At 56.4% G+C, this 17908-nt stretch carries 10 protein-coding genes; 4 read left to right on the forward strand and 6 right to left on the reverse strand.

The annotated features are described in order from the left end of the window. Nucleotides 1-465 precede the first annotated feature (465 nt). The 6 genes from NP596_RS13395 to NP596_RS13420 all read right to left on the reverse strand — a co-directional run bounded on the left by NP596_RS13395 (nucleotide 466) and on the right by NP596_RS13420 (nucleotide 9660). Nucleotides 466-1599 carry a glucose-6-phosphate dehydrogenase assembly protein OpcA gene (locus tag NP596_RS13395; protein WP_256615884.1) on the reverse strand — a complete coding sequence of 378 codons (1134 nt, stop codon included), beginning with the start codon at nucleotides 1597-1599 and terminating at the stop codon, nucleotides 466-468. Next, nucleotides 1596-3140 (reverse strand): glucose-6-phosphate dehydrogenase, encoded by a 1545-nt coding sequence (zwf, locus tag NP596_RS13400; RefSeq protein ID WP_256615885.1) that lies wholly within the window; start codon nucleotides 3138-3140, stop codon nucleotides 1596-1598. The genes NP596_RS13395 and zwf overlap by 4 nt, the downstream gene beginning before the upstream one ends. Before the next feature lie 31 nt (nucleotides 3141-3171). Beyond that, nucleotides 3172-4767: a glucose-6-phosphate isomerase gene (locus NP596_RS13405; RefSeq protein ID WP_256615886.1), complete on the reverse strand. Its 1596-nt coding sequence runs from the start codon at nucleotides 4765-4767 to the stop codon at nucleotides 3172-3174. A gap of 28 nt (nucleotides 4768-4795) precedes the next feature. Continuing rightward, nucleotides 4796-5800, reverse strand: coding sequence for a phosphogluconate dehydrogenase (NAD(+)-dependent, decarboxylating) (gene gnd / locus NP596_RS13410; protein WP_256615887.1), 1005 nt, complete (start codon nucleotides 5798-5800; stop codon nucleotides 4796-4798). A 543-nt stretch (nucleotides 5801-6343) separates the two neighbouring features. Continuing rightward, on the reverse strand, nucleotides 6344-8071 hold the full coding sequence (locus NP596_RS13415) for a bifunctional protein-serine/threonine kinase/phosphatase (protein WP_256615888.1): 1728 nt from the start codon (nucleotides 8069-8071) through the stop codon (nucleotides 6344-6346). A 110-nt stretch (nucleotides 8072-8181) separates the two neighbouring features. Beyond that, complete coding sequence (locus NP596_RS13420; RefSeq protein ID WP_256615889.1) at nucleotides 8182-9660, reverse strand: NarK family nitrate/nitrite MFS transporter; 1479 nt, start codon at nucleotides 9658-9660, stop codon at nucleotides 8182-8184. A 618-nt stretch (nucleotides 9661-10278) separates the two neighbouring features. On the opposite strand from NP596_RS13420, the gene NP596_RS13425 reads away from it, so the two are divergent. From NP596_RS13425 to NP596_RS13440, 4 genes are all read left to right on the forward strand, one after another. Further along, nucleotides 10279-12618, forward strand: a complete 2340-nt coding sequence (locus tag NP596_RS13425; RefSeq protein WP_256615890.1) for an alpha/beta hydrolase — start codon at nucleotides 10279-10281, stop codon at nucleotides 12616-12618. After that, nucleotides 12615-13739, forward strand: a complete 1125-nt coding sequence (locus NP596_RS13430) for a thiolase family protein (RefSeq protein ID WP_256615891.1) — start codon at nucleotides 12615-12617, stop codon at nucleotides 13737-13739. The genes NP596_RS13425 and NP596_RS13430 overlap by 4 nt, the downstream gene beginning before the upstream one ends. Beyond that, complete coding sequence (locus tag NP596_RS13435) at nucleotides 13739-16051, forward strand: 3-hydroxyacyl-CoA dehydrogenase/enoyl-CoA hydratase family protein (RefSeq protein WP_256615892.1); 2313 nt, start codon at nucleotides 13739-13741, stop codon at nucleotides 16049-16051. Before NP596_RS13430 ends, NP596_RS13435 begins: the two co-directional genes overlap by 1 nt. A gap of 227 nt (nucleotides 16052-16278) precedes the next feature. After that, nucleotides 16279-17908, forward strand: a 1630-nt coding sequence (locus tag NP596_RS13440; protein WP_256615893.1) for an acyl-CoA dehydrogenase, incomplete at its 3' end; no start/stop codon positions are given.

Consider the following 17908-nt stretch of genomic DNA (forward strand, 5'->3'; position numbering starts at 1 on the left):
TCTGGCCGAATTCGCTATGTCAATTTAAGGAGCAACAACCGACCCAGCGGGATTCGGCCAGCGTCAGTAGGGAATTCAAGCAGGTAATAGCAAGGTAGTCATCGTCGCTGACGGACAACGCGCGGGATGACTGGTCGTAGTCGAAATTCACCAAAGTGGCTGCGGTACGTAGGGAATTCTGTATCAGCTCACTTACTCAGTCAGCGTAGTCTGTCCATGCAATGAAATCCTAATTGCAGGCCAGGATACCCCGGATTCCGCTTTGCTACATCCAGGCTAGGTTTATCCCGCCACGCTGGCGAAGCAGGGTTCTTATAAAATTTTAATGTTCAAAGATAAACGGTTAGGCAATTTTAAACGGTATACCTATTCAAAGCCGTTTGGCGCTATCCGGTCAGAGCGATTAAACCGATATTTGCTTTCATGTTCGCCTGTGCGTTGCTTGGGTATTCGTCGGCGACAAGGCTATTTTTGAAAAACGGCGCTCATGGCATTGGACGCTTTCAGGGCGTCTTCGAAAATCTTCTCACGGGTCCGGTGCGCCAACTGGGCCGCGATCAGCGCGGACCGGTTGGGGATGTGGGCGGAAAACACCCGCGACGGCACCGTCGATAGCGCTTCGATAATACCGATCCTGTCATGGTCCAGACGTTGGAAACAAATCCGGCCCGGCCGGTCAGCCCGGCTCCAGTCGAATAACAATTGATACAGCAAGGGTTCCCCGCTAGGGCGCCGTTTGGCAATCACCTTGATTTCCTTTTGCTGGTGTTGAAAGCGCCATACCAATTCGGAATCCGATAAACGTTTGCCGTCGACGGCTTTCCATTGCAAGCGGCTGGCCAGCCAGCCGACCAACAACCATGTCATCGCCAAGGCGTGCGGGCCGTGTTCTATTTCGATCAGATTTAATGAATTCAGTGCGTCCGGCGCGGTTTGCGGATCCAGCACTTGGCTGATCAATTTGCGCCAACTGGAAATTCGCCGCCACGCCAGATTATGCACCACCTTCGAATCCTGCTGCGCCGCCACCCAGCGGGTTGTAGAGGCTACCCCTTTGGCGGGATTGGCCCAGCCCATGTTGTCGTAAATGATTTGGTTGGCCAGTTCGGCCAGTTGAAAAAAAATGTCGCCGGCATCCGGCGGCGGCAGGCGGGAAGCCCACCACAGGGTGATCGGCAAATCGCCTATCAGGTGCGAACGGGCGATGGACGGCAAACGGTCCACCGCTTCGCTGGTTACGATGGCGTCGATTCGTTCCCCGCACACCTGCCAGCCTTCGTTAAGTTCGGTGTAATAGATGCTGACATTGGATTCGGTGTTGCCTTTTTTAGGTTGGCCGTTGCCGATCAGCAAAAGCACCCTGGCCGGATGTATGTCGACGATGACCGGGATTTCCTTACCTATCAGAACAGCTTCGTCCTGGGTGTCGCAATAAATAATCAGATTGGACATGCAGGCACGCATCACCGTGTGGCCGCCGCTGACGTCCTGATGAAATTCCGACCACTGGCCGCGCAACGCGGCATCAATGCCGGCGATGCTGACCCGTTTGGGTTGGGTATTGCGCATCTTGTTGTTGGTCAGGGTAATCGTGTTCATAGCATCCGCCATTTCCGGTTATCCGACTCTATCAGGCGGTCCGCTTCCAAGGGACCCCAGGTGCCGGCGGCGTATTCAGGTATCCAGCGGGTGCGGCTGCTGCTCCAGTTGTTCAAAATGTTATCCACCCAAGCCCAGGACGATTCGACCGCATCGCGGCGCATGAATAAAGTGGCGTCGCCGGCCATCACGTCCAGCAACAGCCGTTCGTAGGCTTCCGGCGATTGCTCGCCGAAGGTGGAGCCGTAGCGGAAATCCATTTTGACCGGGAAGATTTTCAGCTTGGCGCCGGGCAGTTTGGTGGCAATCCGCAACGACAGGCCTTCGTTGGGTTGGATGCTGAGTGCCAGCACATTCGGCTCCAGGGGTTGGTCGTGGTCGGCGTTGAATAAAATCGGCGGCACGCTTTTAAACTGAATGGCGATTTCGCTGGCCCGCTTCGGCATGCGTTTGCCGGTGCGGATGTAAAACGGCACTCCGGCCCAGCGCCAATTGTCGATAAACAATTTCAGGGCGACATAGGTTTCGGTTACGGAGTCCTGCGCCACACCGACTTCGCGGCGGTAGCCGGGCACGTCTTCGCCGTGATGAAAGCCCGGCCCGTATTGGGCCCGCACCACGGATTGGTCGAAATTTTCGCCGGTGATGGGGCGCAGGCAGTTCAAGATGTCCTGGCGGTGGTCGCGAATCACATCCGCGTCCATAATCCAGGGCGGCTCCATGGCAATCAGGGTCAGCAATTGCAGGATATGGTTTTGAATCATGTCCCGTAAGGCGCCGGCCTTGTCGTAATAACCGGCCCGCGTGCCGACGCCTTCTTCTTCGGCCACGGTAATCTGCACGTGGTCGATGTGCTTGGAGTTCCACAAGGGTTCGAAAATCGCGTTGCCGAAGCGCATGGCCAGAATGTTTTGCACCGTTTCCTTGCCCAGATAATGGTCGATACGGTAGATCTGCTGCTCGTCGAAATTTTCGGACAGGGTGGCGTTCACTTTTCGCGCGCTTTCCAGATCGCGGCCGATCGGCTTCTCGACAATGATTCTGGAAAATGGGCTGTGGCCGTCCACCGGCATCACCAAACCGGCGGCTTTCAGCTGGCGGACGCAGGTTTCGATCATGGCGGGCGGGATGGCCAGATAAAACACCCGGTTGCCGGGAATGCCGAAGCGGGCGTCGATGTCGTCCAGGCGCTGTTTGAGCTGCGCATAGGCTTCCGGATTATCCATGCTGCCTTCCAGATAATGCAGGCGAGGCTCAAAATCCGCCCAAAAGGTGGGATCCAGCGCTTGCCTGGAAAACTGCTCGATACCTTTGCGGGCAAACTCGCGGTAGCCGGCGTCGTCCATTTTTTCGATGGCGAAGCCCAATACCGCGAAATTGGCCGGCAATTCGCCGTCCAGGGCCTGGTTAAATACCGCGGGCAACAGTTTGCGCCGGGACAAATCGCCGCCGCCCCCGAATATGACCAGTGTGCAGGGCTGCGGCGCATGGGCGATATTGATACCCGCCGTCAATGGGTTGTCGTAGTGTTTATCCGGCACGGAGTTTCTCCAATATTCAAAGGGGTTTCGGTCAGCTGTCTTCGGTTCGGTAGCTGACCAGGATGTCGCTGGGTTTGTGCAAGTCGCCTTGCAAAATCATTCCGCGGTGATTGATGGCCATGTGGCGGACGATTTTGTAAACCGTTTCCACCTCGTCTGGGGTGTGGACTTTTTCGGCCAAGGCCTCCAGCGATAAGGGCTCGGGAGTTTGCCGCAGCAGCTTGACGATGGTTTGCTGTAACAGCAGAAATTGGGTGGCGGCTTTTTTGCCCGCTTCCACGCCGGGTTGGTTGTAAGCATTGATATTGATCAAGCTGGCATACAAGCCGACCGCCCGTTCATACAGGGCGATCAGTGCGCCGATATTCAGCGCATCCACTCGTTCCAGCGTGATGGTCAACGAGGCGCGGCCGTTTTCGTACAGCGCTTCGCGGGTGCCTTGCAGACAGCCGAACAGGAAGTCGCCGGAGGTGGCGTCCGGCTCGATTTCAATGGAGGGGCCGGCGCGGTCTTCCAGCACTTCGATAAAGGTGGCAAAGAAATTGCCGACCCCTTCGCGGAGTTGCTGCACATAGGCATGCTGGTCCGTGGAGCCTTTATTGCCGTACACGGTGATACCCTGGTGAACCGTGTTGCCGTCCAGGTCGAATTCCTTCCCCAGGGACTCCATCACCAACTGCTGCAAATATCGCGAGAACAACAACAAACTGTCCTTGTAGGGGATGATGACCATGTCTTTTTCGCCCTTGCCGTCGCCGACCGCATACCAGGACAATGCCAGCAAGGCCGCCGGATTGTTTTTGACGTCCGGTACCCGGGTGGCCTCGTCCATGATTTTGGCGCCCTTCAGCATGGTATGAATATCTATGCCGATCAAGGCGGCCGACAGTAAACCGACCGGCGACAATTCCGAGGTGCGGCCGCCGACCCAGTCGAATATCGGGAATTTCGCCAGCCAGCGGTCGCATTGTTCCTGCTCGTCCATCTTGCTGCCCTCCATGGTCAGGGCGACCGCGTAATCCGGAAAATACAGGCCGGCTTCCCGGTACGCGTGCTTGACTTCCAACAAGCCATTGCGGGTTTCGGAGGTGCCGCCGGATTTGCTGATGACGATAACCAGCGTGGTTTTCAAACGGTCTTTCAGGCGGGTCAGAATCCGGTCTATGCCGGCGGGGTCGGTATTGTCGATAAAGTGAATGTTCAGCGGCGGAATATCCGGGGCAATGGCATCGGAAACAAACTGCGGACCCAGCGCGGAGCCGCCGATACCGATAGAGATGATGTCGGTAAATTGCGGTTCGTAGGGCGGGTGTATGATGCCGTGATGGACGCGGCGGACAAAATCCTCGATATGAATCAGGGTGGTTTCGATTTCTTTCTTTAAATGGCTGGGCGCCAGATCGGGATCGCGCAACCAATAATGCCCGACCATCCTGTCTTCGTCCGGATTGGCGATGGCGCCGGCCTCCAATGCCGCCATGTCCGCGAAAGCCTTGCCGAATTTCGGCTGTAACTGCTCGAGTAAGCCGTCGTCGAACGGAATGCGGCTGATGTCCAGATAAAGTCCTAGACTGTCGTTGAAATACAGCCAATCCTGATAGCGTTGCCAGAGTTTTTTAGATGTCATAGTGAACCGGAGTTAATGAATTGGAAGGTCAACTTAGTTTCTTTTCGATGTGGCCACCGAATTTTTTGCGCATTGCGGAGATCATTTTGTCAGAAAAGGTGTTTTGTTGTCTCGATCGGAAACGCGCATACAGCGCGGCGGTTAAAACATGGGCCGGCACCGCTTCGTCGATAGCGGCCTGAACCGTCCAGCGGCCCTCGCCGGAATCTTCCACGTAACCGGAATAGCCGGCGAGATCGGGGTCTTCCACCAAGGCGCCGGCGGTCAAATCCAGTAGCCAGGAGCTGACGACGCTGCCGCGCCGCCAGACTTCGGCGATATCTGTCAAGTTGAGATCGTAGCGTAAATTTTCCGGCAGGTTTTTCGAATTGGCGTTGCGCATAATATCGAAGCCTTCCGCATACGCCATCATCATGCCGTATTCGATGCCGTTATGGATCATCTTGACGAAATGGCCGGAGCCGGCGGGGCCGCAATGCGCATACCCTTGTTCGACAGTGCTGGGTTCGCTGGATCTGCCGGGCGTCGGTTCGATATCGCCCTTGCCGGGCGCCAGGGTTTTAAAGATGGGGTCGAGCAAATCGACCGTGGCTTTGGGGCCGCCTATCATCAGACAGTAGCCGCGTTCAACCCCCCAAACGCCGCCGCTGGTGCCGACGTCGACGTAGTGTATGCCTTTGTCCGCCAATGCTTCCGAGCGGCGCACATCGTCTTTATAAAAAGAATTGCCGCCGTCAATAATCACATCGCCGCTTTCCAGCAGTTCGCCCAGTGCCTTGACCGTGGCTTCGGTGAGCTCTCCGGCGGGCACCATGCACCAGACAATCCGGGGCGTCGGCAATTTGGCCGCCAGTTCCGTCAAACTGGATACGCCGTCCGCGCCGGCACCGATTATGGCATCCACGTTCGCGCTATTTACATCGTAACCAATGCAATGATGGCCGCCGGCCAGTAAGCGTTTGACCATATTGGCGCCCATCTTGCCCAGTCCTACCATACCGATTTGCATGGCGTTCTCGTTGTTTGTGCTCATATTTTTCTAAATGTTAATGAATAAAGGAGGTTAAATAGGTTAATAGTTCGCTCAATATTAAAAACTTCCGCGCAAAAAAAATGGCGTCCTGTTTCGAATGCGGTTTACATTCAAAACAGGACGCCATTGTCCAGTTGACAGAAGGTCGGTGGGAAGCCTTGAAGATTAAAGCACGATGTGCGCCAAAAATATAATTATATAAATTCAAAGGCTTATAGTTTTTCGTCAATCCGGATTGGGGGTTTCTGCACTAAAAGAATTCGCTATAGGGCTATTTTGCACACTTTTGGTTCGGCTGCGGCGTTTAATGGCGTCCGCCCGCAAAGGTTTTCCTGATTAGCAAGCTCCTTCGGCTAACTCAATGGTAAGCCGAGCAAATCGTCATTTCGGCGGGGATTGCCGAAATCCGGACTGCATGGATAACTCGAAGATACCCTCCATGGCACTGGATGCTCGCATCCCCCCGTTCAAGCTGGGGGCAGGCTCTGCGAGCATGACGGCGTTTTTGGTTTTGCTGAAGCATCTTGCAAATCGGGACGGTTTTTATCGTTGATTGAGCATAAGCAACAGTGTCAGGCTGCACAGAAAGAAAAATAAAGTGGCGCATTTCCAAAATAGCAACGGATTGCGTTCCAGCAAGGGCAGTTTATCTTCCGCTTTCAAAAATTGCGGATTCGGCGTCGACAGGTCGTGTAGAAATTCCGACAGCTCCTCGTAGCGGAATTGCGGGGTAATGCTGGTGGCTTTTTTCAAGGCGCCGTCTATCCAGATCGGTACCATATTGTTATGGCGAAAGCTGGGGATGTAGTTCAAGTGGCCGAGATTGCCGCGGTTGGGTTTTTCCGGCATGTTGCCGAAGGGCAGGCTGCCGTTCAGCATTTCGTAACAGATCACGCCCAGCGAAAATAAATCCGACTTGACCGTGCCGCGTTGGCCCAAATGGTATTCCGGCGCGGTGTAATTTAACGTGCCCAATATGTTTTCCGGGCCGGCGTGGTCGAGCGGCGTAATTTCGGCGATGCCGGCGATTTTGACCGAGCCGAAGTCGATGATTTTAACCGCGCCTTCTTTGGTAAGCATGATGTTTTCCGGTTTTAAGTCCTGGTGCAGCATTTCCATGCGGTGAAAGGCCCGCAAGCCCTTGGCGATTTGCTCCACCAGTTTTCTGACCTGCTTGATGTCCGGTTTGGGATTTTGGGCTATCCATTCCCGCAGTGTCTGGCCGTCCAGGTATTCGGTCACGTAATACAAACAACTTTTGCCGCGGTCGGACTCCAGGACGCTCAGTACGTTTTCATGTTCGATACGCTTGCCGGCCCATTCTTCGTGCAGGAAATGTTCGATGTAATGCGTATCGTCGTCGTACAGAACCGAAGGCGTCTTCAGGATGACGTCGCGCTTATGCACGGTATCGAACGCTTTGTAAATCTGGGTGCGTTTGCTGGCATGCAGTTCGGCCTCGATGCGGTAGCCGTCCAGCAGCATCCCGGGTTCCAGCGGCGGCGGAAACGGCAGCTGGCCGTGGCGGCGCAGCACTTCGTCTTCTTGCAGCAGGGGCAGGCTGTCGATGCGCGCGATCTGGCAGCTGACATTGTCGTCGCTGCGGTTGGCGAGAGCGGTGCGTACCAGGGTTGCGGCAACGCCGTTCAAGTCGCCGCTTGCCGATAGCAGCGATTGCAGGGTTTTGTCGTCGACGAAATCGTGCAGGCCGTCGGTGGTCAGCAAAAAGCAGTCGCCGGGTTCCAGCGGCAGGCTTTTGTAATCCACTTCCAAATGCGGCTCAATGCCCATGGCCCGGTTCAGATAGCTTTTGTCGCTGGCGACCCAGAGGCGGTGATCCCGGGTTAATTGTTCCAGGGTGTTTTGCCTAAGCAGATAAATCCGCGAATCGCCCACATGAAAGATATGCGCGGTATTGGATTTGATAACCAGCACGCTGAGCGTGCTGACCATGCCCTTGACGGAGGAATACCGCGAGCGGCCTTGGCTGTACAGCCAGGAATTGGTGGCGGAGAGGATTTTTTGCCCGGCGTGCACCACCGACCAGCTGTCCGGGGTGCTGTAATAATCTTCCAGAAACGCGGTGACGCAGCAATGGCTGGCTTCCTTGCCTGCCTCGCTGCCGCTCATGCCGTCGGCGATCGCCACCGAAATGCCTTTCAGGGTCAGTTGCGGTTCCTTAGGAATCAAGGCGCCCCAAAAATCTTCGTTTTCGGCCTTGACGCCTTTATCGCTAAAAGCGCCTATGCTGATGGATAATGCTTTCGCCATGAGGGGTAGGCTTTTCGATTAGGTAGTTGGCGGCCACGCGGCCGCTACGGCATCATAACCGTTGAGCGCCATTGAAAATAGCGCTCAACGGCGTAGTGAAGGGTTGCGGGTTAACTGAGTTCTATCATCGCCACGCTGCCGTCTTCCATGACTTCGGCCATGTGACCCTCCGGTTCTTCGATGAATTGTACCGCAATGCCTACCACCAGCGCCGTGCAGGCGATGGTGACGAAAAAAACCGCCGGCGACACAAACGACAGCACTGTCAGAAAGATTACCCCGCCGACATTGCCGTAGGCGCCCACCATGCCGGCTATTTGGCCGGTCATGCGGCGTTTGATCAGCGGCACCATCGCAAACACCGCGCCTTCGCCGGCTTGCACGAAAAACGAACAGAGCATGGTGACCGCGGCAGCTAGCAGCACCGGCCATTCCGAAGTGATTTGCGACAGCGCGAAATAACCGGCCGCCAAGCCGGCTATGAAAATAGATAATGAGCGCTTACGGCCGAATTTATCGCTGATCCAGCCGCCGCCGGGCCGCGCCACCAAATTCATAAACGCAAAACCGGAGGCCAGCAGGCCGGCCTGCACCATGGATATGCCCTGGCTATCGTGAAAGATTTCGTAAAAAAACATCGGCAACATCGACACCACAGCCAATTCCGATCCGAAGGTGACCAGATAGGCCAAGTCCAGAATCGCGACCTGCTTGAACTTGTATTTGTGTATCTCTTCAATCGGTTGGGTCAGGTGGGCTTCATTGATATGCACAATTTTATAGACGTTATAAAAAAACAAGGCCCAGATAACGATGTAGGTGCCGATGGTCGCCGTATCGGACAGCATCTTCATGCCGGCGGGCGACAGTTTCCAGGTCAGCAGGGTCAAGGCGGCGTATAAGGGCACGGTCATCAAAATGTAGAAGAACAGATCCCAAATGCTGGTGACCTCCATGGCGCCGGCCCGCTTCGGTTTGAAATAGGTCGAGCCCTTGGGCGTATCGCTGACGCTGAAAAAATACACGACCGAATACAGCAAGGCCACGATTCCGGTGCAGGCAACGGCATAGCGCCAGCCATTTTCGCCGCCGAACAGCAACGCCAGCGAGGGCAGGGCTATGGCCGCCGCCGCCGAACCGAAATTGCCCCAGCCGCCGTAAATGCCTTCGGCAATGCCTAATTGCTTGGCGGGGAACCACTCGCCCACCATGCGGATACCGATCACGAAACCGGCGCCGACAAAGCCCAATAAAAACCGCGCCAATGCCAGTTGTTGAAAATCGTCGGCGGCGGCAAACAGAAAGCAGGGTAGGCTGCCGACGGCCAATAAGGTGGAATAGGTGCGCTTGGGGCCGAATTTATCCACCAATATGCCGATGACGATGCGGGATGGAATGGTCAGCGCCACGTTAAGGATCAAAATGGTCTTGATTTCCGGCTGGCCGAGCTTGAGCTGTTCGGCGATTACCAGCATCAGCGGCGCGTGGTTAAACCACACCGCAAAGCTGATAAAGAAAGCCAGCCAAGTCATATGCAAAATCTTCATTTTGCCGGTGAAGCTTAAGAGGTTGAGTTTGGTTGCGGACATACGTGTTTATGATTGCTAAGGTAAGCCAAACCTAAACGCAGTTTATGTGCCAGCTTGCAGGCCGCACTGAAATGGACGGTTTCGGCAAATTCAACCAAATTTGGTGCGGATATTTTTGAGTTGTTTTGGTGCGATAGGCTGTGCGCTCGACCTTGTTTGGTGCGCTTTGCGCCAATGCATTTTAGGGTTTCGTCAACAATAACCTCCCCGCATATTCGGGATATGTTTGAAGGAGCGGCTTCAGCCGCGACCGGAAAGCTTGCAATTGCGGCTAAAGCCGTTCACAACATAGTTCATTTGGCGCTCGGAGCAATGGTTTGGGGATGCGGCCGCGGCGGCCATAAATGTCGGCGTGACCAGGCGGATAAAGTTAAAAATCGAAGCTCTCCGCTTCGGAGACCATGAATACCGGCGCGCCTAAACGGCACCGGGCATGGCGGGGCGGTTTGTGAACCATATGCGTTTACCTGCTGTCTGACGCGCATGGTGCGAAGGGCGGGTTCCAGGCAAGGTAAGGATGGCCGCCCGCCCGACTTATACCCGAAATTGAACAGTCCGGGGACACGCGCTGTCGACCTGCCCGCTGTTAATTTTACAGATCCTAACAAGAAGGCCGCCATGAAAGCATCCCATTATCCGCAAGACTGGCCCGACATCGACACGGCGTTGTTCAATCGCTCCGTCAAATTATTCAGTGCGGTCAAAAATCTGCTCAGCGTCAAATTCCAGCTGTATGCGGATACCCAGTTGCTGCAGGGCGATATTTTCCTGTTCAATCATTTCTCCCGCTTCGAAACCTTTATTCCGCAGTTTCTGATTTTCGAGAAAACCGGCGCCTACAGTTGCGCGATCGCCGCCGGCGAATTCTTCGGAACCGACTCGATGCTGTCGAATTATTTGCAACACGTGGGGGTGTTTCCGCACGACCATCCGCGCCTGTTTGCCATGCTGGCCGGACAGATTTTACGCGGCCGCAAGGTCGTCGTTTTTCCGGAAGGCGGCATGGTCAAGGACCGCCGGGTCATCGATAAACAAGGCGAATACAGCATCTATTCGCGCATCGCCGGTAACCGGCGCAAGCAGCATACCGGTCCGGCCGTGTTGGGCCAGGGCGTGCAAGCTTTAAAAACAGCCATCCGTTACGCCTTTCAGCACGAACAAGTCGAGCGTTTGCAGCACTGGAAAGAGATATTGCAATTCGATAATCTCGACGAGCTGATGGCAACGGCCTTGAAGCCGACCCTGATAGTCCCGGCCAACATCACTTTTTACCCGATTCGGGCCTCGGAAAACCTGCTTTTCAAAAGCGTCGAACTGTTTGCCGATTCGCTCAGCCTGCGCCAGGCCGAGGAGTTGATCATAGAAGGCAACATTATGCTCAGGGATACCGACATGGATATCCGCATGAGCAGCCCGGTTGACCCTTGCTGCGTGTGGGATTGGCGTACCCGTAAGTTAATGGAATTAATTGCGCCCGGCATCCGCGAGCCGGACGACGTTTTTCAGTTGCGCACCGCGCCGCGTAATTGGAAACAGCGTCTGCTGGGATATTTCTTCCAAAAAAACGCGCGGTGTTCGCGCAACCGGTATATGGAAAAGATCTACGCCAATGTCACCATCAATCTCAGTCATCTGGCTTCGACGCTGATCATGAGCTTGATCGGCGACAAGCGGCAAACTATCGAGAAAAGCCGCTTTTACAGCGTGTTGTATATCGCGATTAAACAACTGCAAAACAATCCGGACATTCATTTGCACCGCAGCCTGCTCGATCCCGACGAGTACGGCGAACTGGTACAAGGCGTCAGCGCCCGCTTCGATCAATTCATCTGCGTTGCCAAGCAGGCGGAATTATTGATTGAACAGGACGGCTGTTACCGCTTCCTGCCCAAGCTGTGCGCCGATCATGATTTCGACAGCATACGGTTGGAAAATCCCATTGCCGTTTATAACAACGAAGCCGCTCCGCTGCGCGGTGTCCGTAATGCCTTGCTGGAGGCGGACCGGGTTTATCGAAGCATGGATGCCCGGCAGTTGGCGGCTTGGCATTTCGATGACGAACATCTGCAGCTGGCATTGGAGCAGGAAAAATACCGTTGTTGCGGCGATGGCGATTTTTATTGCCGGGAGACCGCCGTTGCCGATCCGGCGCCGTTTTTCATCATCCCCAAACGCGGTAACGGTTTGGGGATTTTGCTGATACACGGTCTGCTGGCCAGCCCCGCCGAACTGCGCGATTACGGCCGCTATCTGGCGGAGCAAGGTTATACCGTGCTTGGGGTCCGTCTTAAAGGCCACGGCACCTCGCCTTATGCCTTGCGCGACATCGGTTACGAGCAGTGGTTCGACAGCGTGCGCAGGGGCTTCAATATTCTTAAGTTACATTGCACAAAACTCTACCTGATCGGCTTTTCCACCGGCGGCGCCCTGGCTTTGAAATTGGCGGTGGAAAATCATCCGGAAATCGTCGGCGTGGTCGCCGTTTCGGTGCCGGTCAAATTCGTCGACCCCGCCTTCATGCTGGTGCCGCTGCTGCACAACGCCAATACACTGGTGAGATGGTTGTCATCTTTCGAAGGCGTTAAACCGTTTATCGACAACACGCCCGAACACCCCGACATCAATTATTGCGGCACACCGGTACGCGCACTGTACGAATTACGCCGTTTGATCCAACGTCTGCAGGCGCTGTTGCCCGAAGTAACGACGCCGTCGTTATTGCTCTACGCCGACCGGGATCCGGTAGTGGCGACCGATCCCAGCGCCGCCGATGTGTTCGAATGGCTGGGCGCCGCCGAAAAAACCTTGCATATTATCGAGTCCGACCGGCACGGCATCCTGATGGAAAATATCGGCAATATCTGGGCGGTGATCGACGAATTTCTTATGCATCGCCGCGCCGGCCAGACCGGCTCGCAACCGACGTATTCCTCCACCACACGGGAGACAGAATCATGAACAACGCCATAATCGCGGGCTACGCCCGCTCGCCGTTTACGCCGGCGCTCAAGGGCGCCCTTGCAGGTATCCGGCCCGATGAATTGGTCGCGCAAGTAGTCAGAGCGCTGGTTAGGGACAGCGGCGTAGCGGCCGATGACATCGAAGACTTGATTTTGGGTTGTGCGTTTCCGGAGGCCGAGCAAGGCATGAATATGGCGAGGCTGGTGGTGCATCTGGCCGAGCTGCCGATCGCTATTGCCGGGACCACCGTCAACCGCTTTTGCGGTTCGTCGATGCAGGCCATCCATATGGCGGCCGGCGCCATTCAAATGAACGCCGGCCACGCCTTTATCTGCGCCGGGGTCGAATCCATGAGCCGGGTGCCGATGGGCGGCTTCAATCTGCTGCCGCACCCTGGACTTTACCAACGTTATCCGCAGGCCTATATCGGTATGGGTGAAACGGCGGAAAACCTGGCGCGCAAATACCAAATTCCGCGCACGGAACAGGAGGCCTTTGCGCTGCGCAGCCAGCAAAAGGCCGTTGCCGCGCAACAGCGGGGCCTCTTGTTTGAGGAAATTATTCCTATCGGCCACGTAGCGCGGGACGGTTGCCCGCGCCCCGATACCTCGCTGGCGGCCATGGCGGATTTGCAACCGGCATTTTTGGCCAACGGCAGCGTCACCGCCGCTACGTCGTCGCCGCTGACCGATGGCGCGGCGGCGGTGCTGGTCTGTAGCGAGACCTATGCGGATGCGCACGGACTGCCCAAACTGGCGCGCATCAAAGCCATTGCGGTATCGGCCTGCTTGCCGGAAATCATGGGCATAGGGCCGGTGGCGGCTACTCATAAGGCCCTACAGCGTGCCGGTTTGCAACTGTCCGATATCGATATCGTCGAACTCAACGAAGCCTTTGCCGCGCAAGTGCTGGCGGTGTTGCAAGAACTGCCGATCGCCGAACAGCGGCTGAATCTGGACGGCGGGGCGATTGCCCTGGGCCACCCGTTGGGCGCCACCGGCGCGCGCATCACCGGCAAGGCCGCCAGTCTGCTGAAACGGGAAAACCGCCAATTCGCCCTGGCGACCCAATGCATCGGCGGCGGCCAGGGAATCGCCACTATTTTGGAGGCCGTGTGATGAACATCGAACGCGTTGCCGTGATAGGCGCCGGCGTGATGGGGGCGGGCATCGCCGCCCAAATTGCCAATGCCGGGATTGCCGTCGATTTGCTGGATATCGTTCCGAAAGATAGCGATAACCGGAATAGCGTGGCCGAAAACGCCGTCGCCCGTTTGCTGAAAGCCGAGCCGCCGGCGTTGATGCATCCCAAAAATGCCGGCCTGCTGACGCCCGGCAATATCGACGATCACTTGGACAGGCTACAACACGCGGATTGGGTGATAGAGGCGGTACTGGAAGATCCGGCCATCAAACGCGGCCTGTATCGGAAACTTGAGGCGGTCTGTGGTCCGCGAACTCTGATTTCCTCCAACACCTCGACCTTGCCGTTGAGCGTGCTGGCGGAGGGTTTTCCGGACAGCTTCAAACGCCGGTTCATGATCACGCACTTTTTCAATCCGCCGCGTTACATGCGCTTGCTGGAACTGGTGGTGTCGCCGGAATTGGATCAAAGCCTGCTGGATGGCGTGCGCCGCTTCGCCGATGTCAAATTGGGTAAAGGCTGCGTGCTATGTAACGACAGCCCCGGCTTTATCGCCAACCGCATCGGCACTTTCTGGATACAGACGGCATTATTGAAAGCCATAGAGCTAGGGTTGCCGGTGGAACAGTGCGACGCCGCCATGGCTTGGTTCGGGATACCCAAAACCGGTATATTCGGCTTGCTGGATCTGGTGGGTCTGGATTTGCTGCCGCATATTCTGCACAGCTTTAAACGGACCTTGCCCAGCCATGACGCGCTAAGTCCGCTGTGCCAGGTGCCGCCGTTATTGCAAGGCATGATAGAGCAAGGGCTGACCGGCCGGAAAGGCGCCGGCGGTTTTTATCGCCTGCAGGCCGGCGAAGGCGGCAAGGTCAAACAGGCCATCGATTTGACGACAGGTGTTTACCGGCTCGGCGAGTCCTACCAGCTTCCGGCGGGCGCGCATCACGCGCATGAATTGCGGGCTTTTCTGGACGGCGGTGAGGTGCTGAATGCCTACAGTTGGCGGGTTTTGTCGGATACGCTGGTTTATAGCGCCGGTTTGATTCCGGAAATCGCCGCCGACATCGACGCCGTCGATACCGCCATGCGCTTGGGTTATAACTGGCGTCAGGGCCCGTTCGAATTGCTGCAGCAACTGGGCATAGACTGGTTTGTCGACAAATTGGGGCGGGAAAACCGGTCTATCCCGGCCCTGCTGGCCAGTCGGCACGAGTTGTACCGGGTCAGGGACGGTCTGTTGCAATTCAAGGACTGCCAAAACGGTTACCGGCCGGTCGTGCGTCCGGAGGGCGTATTGTTGCTGAGCGATGTCAAACGCCAGCGTCCGGCGCTGGCCGCTAATGCGTCCGCCAGTTTGTGGGATATCGGCGATGGTGTGGTTTGCCTGGAATTTCACAGCAAAATGAATACCCTGGACCTGGATATTCTCAACCTGATTCAGCAGAGCATAACCATTGTTCAGCGCGGTTATAAAGGCTTGGCGATTTACAATGAGGCGGACAATTTTTCCGCCGGCGCTAATCTGACCTTGCTGGTTGCCGCGATCGAACAGCAGGACTGGCAAGCCGTGACCAGCATTATTCGCCTCGGTCAGCAAACTTATCAGGCACTCAAATACGCGCCTTTTCCGGTAGTCGGCGCACCCACCGGCTTGGCGTTGGGCGGCGGCTGCGAAATATTGCTGCATTGCGATGCCATTGTCGCGCATGCCGAATTGTATGTCGGCCTGGTGGAAGTCGGAGTGGGCTTGGTGCCCGGCTGGGGCGGTTGCAAGGAATTACTGCGGCGCTGGCTGGGCTTTCCCAAACGCCCCGGCGGGCCGATGCCGGCGATTGCTCAGGTTTTTGAAATCATAGGTTTGGCCAAAGTATCCAAGTCGGCGCAACAAGCCCGGGAACTGTTGTTTTTGGCTAAAACCGACTCAATCACCATGAACAAGGATCGTTTGCTGGCCGATGCCAAATGCCGGGCCATGGCTTTAGCTCAAGATTACCATCCTCCGGAGCCGGCTTATTATGCTTTGCCGGGTGAAAGCGCCTGGGCGGCGCTGGATATGGCGGTGGGGAATTTACATGCGGCCGGCAAGGCCAGTGCTTACGACGTGGAGATTTCTCGGCAACTGGCCGCGGTATTAAGCGGGGCGGATAGCGATATGTCCCGGCCATTGAGCGAGCAGGATCTGCTGGATCTGGAATTGCAGGCCTTTCTGTATCTGGTGCAACAACCCGCCACGCTGGCCAGACTGGAGCATATGCTGAAAACCGGCAAGCCGCTGAGAAATTAACTTTTTCGGTAACTATTCAGCGTAGGTTGGGTTAGGCGCTAGCCGTAACCCAACGCATCGGCTTATGGCGGTGCAATGGCTTCAATTGTTGGGTTACGCTCTATCGAGCTAACCCAACCTACGCAATTGATCCGCATCGGCGGACATTCACTGAATAGTTACCTTTTTCGGATAGCGGTTTTCACTTAGTAGCCGCGTCTGGCCATTTTTAACCTTGGGAGTACGCCATGACTACCCTAGCCATCATTGTTGTTCTGGCCGGACTGGCCGTTTTCGGTGTGCCGCCGTTGCGCCGCCGCTTGTTGAGCCGTTTACTGTTCGACAAAATGCGCGCCAGTCTGCCGCCGCTGTCGCAAACCGAACGCGAAGCGCTGGAGGCCGGCAATACCTGGTGGGATGCCGAGTTGTTCACCGGCAAACCGGATTGGCCGAAATTGCTGGACTTGCCCGCCGCCCGCCTCGGCGAAGCCGAACAGGCTTTCCTGGACGGCCCGGTCGAACAGTTGTGCGCCATGCTGGACGATTGGGATATCACCCATAACCGCCGCGACTTGCCGCAACAGGTCTGGGATTTCATCAAGCGGCACAAATTCTGCGGTATCATCATTCCGCAAGCTTACGGCGGTCTGGAATTTTCCGAGTTTGCCCATTCGCAAATCGTCATGAAAATCGCCAGCCGCTCCACCACCGCCGCCGTCACCGTCATGGTGCCCAATTCGCTGGGGCCGGCCAAGCTGTTGCTGGCCTATGGCAGCGAACAACAGAAAAACCATTATTTGCCGCGTCTGGCGGACGGTTTGGAGATACCGGCATTTGCGCTGACCGGCCCGCAAGCCGGCAGCGATGCCGGCGCCATGCCGGATAACGGGGTGGTCTGTTACGGCGAGTTTAAAGGCGAGCGGCGGGTGTTGGGTATTCGGCTGAACTGGGAAAAACGCTACATCACCTTAGGGCCGGTCGCCACGGTACTGGGTTTGGCGTTTAAACTTTACGACCCCGATCATTTGTTGGGCGAGCAAGAAGACATCGGCATCACCCTGGCCTTGATACCCACCGATACCGCCGGCGTTTCGATCGGCAGGCGGCATTTTCCGTTGGATTCCGGCTTTCAGAACGGCCCGAACTGGGGTAGGGATGTGTTCATTCCCATCGATTGGATCATCGGCGGCCGGGAGCAAGCCGGGCAGGGCTGGAAAATGCTGATGCAGTCGCTGGCCACGGGCCGGGCCATTTCCTTGCCCGCGCTCAGCGTCGGCGCGGCCAAATATGTCAGCCGGCATTGCGGCGCTTACGCCCGCGTCCGCACCCAGTTCAATTTGCCGCTGGGTGCCTTCGAGGGTATCGAGGAGCCATTGGCCCGCATCGCCGGCCTGACCTATTTGATGGATGCGGCGCGGCAAGTCACCTGCGCGGCGTTGGACGACGGCCAGCGGCCGGCGGTGATTTCCGCCATCCTGAAATACCAGCTCACCGAAGGCATGCGCCGCATCGTCAACGACGGCATGGATATTCTGGGCGGCGCCGGTATTTGCCTGGGGCCGTCCAATTTTCTCGGCCGTTTGTACCAGGTCATCCCGGTCGCCATTACCGTGGAAGGCGCCAACATCCTGACCCGAACCATGATGATTTTCGGTCAGGGTTCTGTGCGTTGCCATCCTTTCGTGCAGCGCGAAATGGATGCCTTGAATCATCCCGATCCCAGGCGGGGCCTGGCCGATTTCGATGCCGTCTTGTGGCCGCATATCCGCTTTTTTCTAAATAATCTGGCGCGCGGTTTCTGGTACGGCTTGAGCGGCGCCGGCTTGGCACGCCTCCCCGGCTCCGCCCGAACCCGGCGCTACTACCGGCAATTGACCC

Origin of the sequence: Methylomonas rivi (assembly GCF_024505165.1) — a bacterium.
Classification (GTDB): Bacteria; Pseudomonadota; Gammaproteobacteria; order Methylococcales; family Methylomonadaceae; genus Methylomonas; species Methylomonas rivi.